This window comes from Streptomyces sp. NPDC058469 (assembly GCF_042721125.1).
Lineage (GTDB): Bacteria > Actinomycetota > Actinomycetes > Streptomycetales > Streptomycetaceae > Streptomyces.
In genome coordinates this window covers 1-6,158 of sequence record NZ_JBHXME010000296.1, presented here as the reverse complement: position 1 = coordinate 6,158, position 6,158 = coordinate 1, and the positions used below count along the sequence as shown (strand labels likewise).

5 protein-coding genes and 1 pseudogene are annotated in these 6,158 nt (G+C 70.1%); 4 read left to right on the top strand and 2 right to left on the bottom strand.

Annotated features, from left to right (window positions below):
* From ACFWP5_RS51465 to ACFWP5_RS51455, 3 genes and pseudogenes are all read left to right on the top strand, one after another.
* Positions 1-228, top strand: a pseudogene (locus ACFWP5_RS51465) (ROK family protein); the annotation flags it as partial.
* Positions 228-1,463: an N-acetylglucosamine-6-phosphate deacetylase gene (gene nagA / locus ACFWP5_RS51460; RefSeq protein ID WP_384174065.1), complete on the top strand. Its 1,236-nt coding sequence runs from the start codon at positions 228-230 to the stop codon at positions 1,461-1,463. The pseudogene ACFWP5_RS51465 and the gene nagA, both read left to right, overlap by 1 nt.
* Positions 1,464-1,581: 118 nt before the next feature.
* Positions 1,582-2,514 carry a 1-phosphofructokinase family hexose kinase gene (locus ACFWP5_RS51455; protein ID WP_384174062.1) on the top strand — a complete coding sequence of 311 codons (933 nt, stop codon included), beginning with the start codon at positions 1,582-1,584 and terminating at the stop codon, positions 2,512-2,514.
* Between the two features lies 1 nt (position 2,515).
* On the opposite strand, the gene ACFWP5_RS51450 is transcribed toward ACFWP5_RS51455, so the two are convergent.
* Both ACFWP5_RS51450 and cdgB read right to left on the bottom strand, forming a co-directional pair.
* Complete coding sequence (locus tag ACFWP5_RS51450) at positions 2,516-3,478, bottom strand: CBM35 domain-containing protein (protein WP_384174059.1); 963 nt, start codon at positions 3,476-3,478, stop codon at positions 2,516-2,518.
* 141 nt (positions 3,479-3,619) lie between these two features.
* Positions 3,620-5,278, bottom strand: coding sequence for a diguanylate cyclase CdgB (gene cdgB / locus ACFWP5_RS51445; protein ID WP_384174056.1), 1,659 nt, complete (start codon positions 5,276-5,278; stop codon positions 3,620-3,622).
* 316 nt (positions 5,279-5,594) lie between these two features.
* On the opposite strand from cdgB, the gene ACFWP5_RS51440 reads away from it, so the two are divergent.
* Positions 5,595-6,158: flavin reductase family protein (locus tag ACFWP5_RS51440; protein WP_384174053.1), on the top strand; the 564-nt coding region annotated here is incomplete at its 3' end.

The window sequence follows — 6,158 nt, the reverse complement described above, 5'->3', positions numbered from 1 at the left end:
CCATGGACCGGGAGCCGCCCCCGCACGATCATCATCGGTGGCGGCCTGGCGGAGGCGGGGGAAACGTTGTTCACACCACTGCGGGAGGCGGTCCGGGGCCGGATCACCTTCCAGAAGCTGCCGTCGATCGTTCCTGCGGCGTTGGGGGACACCGCCGGATGCCTAGGTGCGGGACTGCTGGCCTGGGATCTCCTCAACTCAACCGACCGCACGGAGGTAGCACGCTGATGGCAGCCGACCCAGAGGCGCGGGACAGTGTCGATATGCGGCTCCGCCGCGGGGCGCGACCAGCCACGACGCACCCGCGGCCCGCAACCGGCACAAGGCCCCTCATCCTGTCCGGCGCCACAGTGGTCCTCCCGACCGGAACCGTCAAAGACGGCCGAGTGATCATCGACGGCACCCGCATCACCGGTGCCGCCCCCGAGAACGCCCAGGTACTCGACGTCACCGGCTTCACGCTGGTCCCGGGCTTCGTCGACATCCACAACCACGGAGGTGGCGGCGCCTCCTTCACCTCCGGCACGGTCGAGGACGTCCTCAAGGGCATCCACACCCACCGCCTGCACGGCACCACGACCGTCGTCGCCTCGACCGTCACCGGCGACATGGACTTCCTCGCCCAGCGCGCGGGACTCCTCTCCGAGCTGGCCGAGCAGGGCGACCTGGCCGGTATCCACTTCGAGGGCCCGTTCATCTCGCCGTGCCGCAAGGGCGCCCACTCCGAGGCACTGCTGCGCGACCCCGACCCGGCGGACGTCCGCAAGCTGGTGGACGCGGCCCGCGGCAGGGCCAAGATGGTCACCCTCGCGACCGAACTGCCGGGCGGGCTCGACTCCGTACGCCTGCTCACCGAACACGGCGTCATCGCGGCGATCGGGCACACGGACGCGTCGTACGAGCAGACGGTGGAGGCGATCGACGCGGGCGCGACGGTCGCCACGCACCTGTTCAACGCGATGCCGCCGCTCGGTCACCGTGACCCCGGTCCGATCGCCGCTCTCCTCGAAGACGAGCGCGTCACGGTCGAGTTGATCAACGACGGTACGCATCTGCACCCGGCGGCACTGGAGTTGGCGTTCCACCACGCCCGTGCGGACCGGGTGGCGTTCATCACGGACGCGATGGACGCGGCGGGCTTCGGTGACGGCCGTTACATGCTCGGCCCGTTGGAGGTCGAGGTCAGTGAGGGTGTGGCGCGGCTGGTGGAGGGCGGTTCGATCGCGGGCTCGACCCTGACGCTGGACCGGGCCTTCAAGCGCGCGGTGACGATCGACCGGCTGCCGGTCGAGGACGTGGTCGCCGCGATCTCGGCGAACCCGGCGCGGCTGCTGGGGAGTTACGACGAGATCGGCTCGCTGGAGCCCGGCAAGTACGCGGACCTCGTGCTGCTGGACTCCGCGTTCGACCTCAAGGGCGTGATGCGGCGCGGTACTTGGGTGGTCGATCCCCAACTGGGGTGAAATGTACCGCTGTTGAGGCGGCGGTTGTCCCGGGAGACTGGGAGGACCGCCGCCTCTTTGGCATGATCGGGGCCCGAACTGGACGGCGGATACACATACTTCGGGGGAGGTCGGCCCGGTGATCCTCACGGTGACGCTGAACACCGCTCTCGACATCACCTATCGGGTACGGGAGTTGCGACCGCACGGTTCGCACCGCGTGTCCGAGGTGACCGAACGCCCCGGCGGCAAGGGTCTGAACGTGGCCCGGGTCCTCGCCGCCCTGGGCCACGAGGTGACGGTGACCGGCTTCACGGGCGGCGCCACGGGACGCGTCGTACAAGCCCACCTCACCAGCACCCCAGACGTGTTGGACGCCCTAGTGCCGGTCGCCGGCGCGACCCGCCGCACGATAGCGGTGGTGGACGAGCTGACAGGTGACACGACTCAACTCAACGAGCCCGGCCCGACGGTCACTTCGGCGGAGTGGTCGGCGTTCCAGGAGGCGTACGAGGCCCTGTTGGCCGGCGGAGTCTCGGCAGTGGCCCTGTGCGGAAGCCTCCCGCCGGGAGTACCGGTGGGCGCGTACGCCGGCCTGATCCGCACCGCCCGAACAGCCGGTGTCCCGGTCCTCCTGGACACCAGCGGCGAACCCCTGCGTCGAGGAGTCGCCGCCCGCCCCGACATCGTCAAGCCCAACACCGACGAACTGGCCGAACTCACCGGCTCCCACGACCCGTTGCGCGCCGTCCAGGACACCCGCCGCCGGGGCGCCCGCGCGGTGATCGCCTCACTCGGCGCGAAGGGCCTGCTGGCAGCGACCCCAGAGGGCACCTGGCACGCGACGCCTCCGGCCCGCATACACGGCAACCCGACCGGCGCGGGCGACTCGGCGGTCGCGGGCCTGCTGTCGGGGTTGGTGGAGCGACTGCCATGGCCGGACCGACTGGCACGAGCCGTAGCACTGTCGGCGGCGACCGTACTGGCGCCGGTGGCGGGCGAGTTCGACCGGGCGGCGTACGAGGAGCTGCTGGGGCGGGTCGCGGTGACGGGGGACGCCAGCGCGGCCTAGGTCAGCCCTTCACCAGGTACAGCTGGTCGAAGTTGACGTCGCACTGGTTGCCCTGCTCGCAGGAGATCTTGACGGTGTTGGAGCCCTTGTTCAGCTGGACGGACGCCCAGGTCTCCGTCCAGCCCTTCACGTAGTCGCCCTCGGCGGCCTTCGCGAAGTTGCTCAGGTTGAGAGCGCGGGACTGGGCCGTGCCGTTGACCGTGAGCGTGGCGGTGGCGTCCTTGCCGGGCACGCCGTAGTTGACGTACAGGCGGTAGTTGCCGCTCTTCGCGAGGCCGCTCATGTTCCATGTCACAGACGCGCCGACCGCGTTGAACCCCGACACATAGACACCGCCGGCGGCCTTGGCGCCGTCGACGTCGGATGCCGTGACGGCGCCGCCGCCCAGCAGAAGGGCCTTGGCGTCGATCTTCGGCAGTTCCGCCTCGGTCGCGCCGCTGCTGCTGGCCGACGGGCTCGACGAAGCGCTCTGCGAAGCCGACGGCGTCGACCCCGCCTGGTCGCCCGACTTGTTGTCGTCGCTGCCGTTCATCATCGCCACGCTGATGCCGATGACCACCGCGGCGACGACCGCGATCGCGCCGATCAGGAGGCCCTTGGTGTTGGGGCCTCGGCCTCGGCCGTTGCCGTTGCCGTTGTTGTACGACGGGGGCTGCTGGCCGGCCGGCGGGCCGCCGGGGAAGGTTTCCGGGGCCTGGTAGTGGGCGTTCGGCTGGGCGCCGTAGGGCTGCTGCTGCGGGACGGTCTGGCCGTACGGCTGCTGGTACTGCGCGGTGGGGGCCGCGGCGGCCTGCTGGCCGCCGTACTGGCGCTCGCCCACCGGGCGCACACGGTTGACCGAACCCGGGTAGCCGTAGCCACCGCCGGACGGCGGCTGGGCGCCGTTGGCCTGGCCGTCCTCGTACAGGTAGCCGAACGGGTCGTCGTCCTCGGGCGTGCTCGCGCCGTTGTTGCCGGGCGTCATCCCTAGGTACTCCTCAACAGGTGCGGGTGCAGATACGTCAGCTTCAGACACGTCTGGATTACGTCTGGAGAACTGCGAGCCTACCCGCTCCGCGTCGTCCAAACGGGTGACTCAGGCCGCACCAGACCACTGACCTGGAGATCATCCCGCGCGTCTGTGCTGTTTGGGACGAGATCGTTTCTCGATGTACATCCGTTCGTCGGCGGACTTCAACACCTCGTCCGCCGTCATGCCGCAGTGGGCCCACCCGATACCGAAACTGGCCCCGACCCGCATGGCGCGGCCGTCGACCCGAATGGGCTGGATGATCTCGTTCCGCAGGCGTACGGCGAGGTCGGCGGCGTCGGCCTTGCCGAGTCCGTCGGCCAGGACGACGAACTCGTCGCCGCCGAGCCGGGCCACCGTGTCGCCGTCGCGCACGGCCCGGCCGAGCCGCCGCGCGACCTCGATGAGCACCGCGTCACCCGCGTTGTGCCCGAACCGGTCGTTGATCGACTTGAAGCCGTCGAGGTCGCAGAAGAGAACCGCGAGCCCCTTGGTGCCGTCGTCCCGCTCACCCTCGGGGGCGATGGTGTGGACGTGGTGGTCGTAGGCGTCGAGGAGGTCGGCGCCGGGGCGGAAGTCGAAGCCGTGGCCGTTCGCGTCGTAGGCCACAAGTCCGTACGCAGCGTCGATGGACTCGATCTCGCCGGGGAACGCGGACTGCGGGCGCTGGCAGAGGCGGGCGGAGAGGCGGGTGCGCAGCTCCGCCGAGTTCGGCAGGCCGGTCAGCGCGTCGTGCGCGGCGCGGTGGGCCAGCTGCAGCTCGCGGCGCTTGCGGTCCTCTATGTCCTCGACGTGGGAGAGGAGGAAGCGCGGTCCGTCGGCGGCGTCCGCGACGACGGAGTTGCGGAGCGAGACCCAGACGTACGTGCCGTCCCGGCGGCCCAGGCGGAGTTCCGCGCGTCCGCCCTCCGCCGAGGTCCTGAGCAGGGTGCCTATGTCCTCGGGGTGGACGAGGTCCGAGAAGGAGTAGCGGCGCATCGCGGAGGCCGGGCGGCCGAGGAGCCGGCACAAGGCGTCGTTGCTCCGCAATATTCGGCCGTGCTGGTCGCCGCCCATCTCGGCTATCGCCATGCCGGAGGGGGCGTACTCGAAGGCCTGCCGGAAGCTCTCCTCGCTTGCGCGCAGGGCCTGTTGCTCGCGCTCAAGCCGGACCAGGGCGCGCTGCATGTTGGCGCGCAGCCGGGCGTTGCTGATCGCGATGGCCGCCTGGAACGCGTACATCTGAAGGGCCTCGCGCCCCCACGCGCCCGGCCGCCGGCCGTTGCGCGGGCGGTCCACGGACAGGACGCCGATCAGCTCGCCGCACGAGCCGCCGGAGACGCCCGGGGTGTACATCGGCGCGAAGAGCCGGTCGGACGGGTGCCACTCGTCCTCGAAGCGGGGTGCGGGACCGTCCGTGTACCACTGCGGTACGTCGTCCTCGTCGAGGACCCAGCCCTCGGTGTGGGGTATGAACCGCAGGTCGCCCCAGTCCTCGCCCATGCCGAGGCGGCGCTCCCAGGACGTGCGCGAGCCGACGCGGCCGGTGATGAGCGCCTCGGCGGCGGAGTTGCCCGCGAAGGCGGCGACCACGAGGTCGCCGTCGGGGCGTACGAGGTTGACGCATGCCAGCTCGTACCCGAGACCGTTGACGACGCCGTCGGCGACGGTCTGCAGGGTGTCCGCCAGGCTGCGGGCGGTGTTCATGTCCGCCATGACCGTGTGCAGTTGTCGCAGGGTCGCAAGACGGACGTAGGGTTCCGACTCGGTCTCCATACTCGCCCTCCCCCCGAGACCTCGCAGCGAATCAAGGGTCATCTTCCCCGCCACTGAATCACAGCGCGCTGCCCACTCGGTACACAGGGTCAACAATTACTACCCCTTGTGACTCAAGTCACAGCAGAAGATGAACAATTGAGTGGAGTTTCTGCATTTTCCCTGTGCGTTTACTGAACGCAAACTTTGTGGGTGTGGGGACATGATGCACGACGATGTTCCGTCGCGTGGTCCATTGGTCCTAGGCCCCTGTGAGGATCCTGTTGGGTCCGAGGTCCGATGCGGTGCGCGGAACTCGGGGATTAGCGTTTCGGGCGTGCTGAAGACCGTGCCGACTTCGAAGACCGTTCCCGCCGGGCATGCTGTGGGGGTGAGCAACGACGAGTTCCGCGCCGCCCTCGCGCGGCTGGCCGCGGGCGTGGTCCTGGTGACCGCGCACGAGGAGCCGTACGACCCGGACGACCCCCAGGCTCCGGTCGGCGAGGACGTGGGCATGACGGCGACCGCCTTCATGTCGGTCTCCCTGGACCCGCCCCTGGTCCTGGTCAGCCTCCGCAACGGCTCCCGCATGGACGACCTCCTCGACGAACAGCCCCTGTGGGCCGTCTCCGTCCTCTCCGAGAGCCAGCGCCACATCGCGGGCCGCTTCGCGATGAAGGGCCGCATCAGCGACCGGTTGCTCTTCGACGACATCCCGTACGTCCACGGGGAGGTGTCCGGCGCGCCCCTGGTCCGCGGCGCCCTCGCCACACTGGAGTGCCGCACGGAACAGCGGATTCCGGCGGGGGACCACACGTTGGTCATCGGGCGGGTGCTGACGGCGGAGGTGGGGAGCGGGGAGGGGGGGCCGCTGTCGTACTTCCGGGGGAGGTACCGGCAG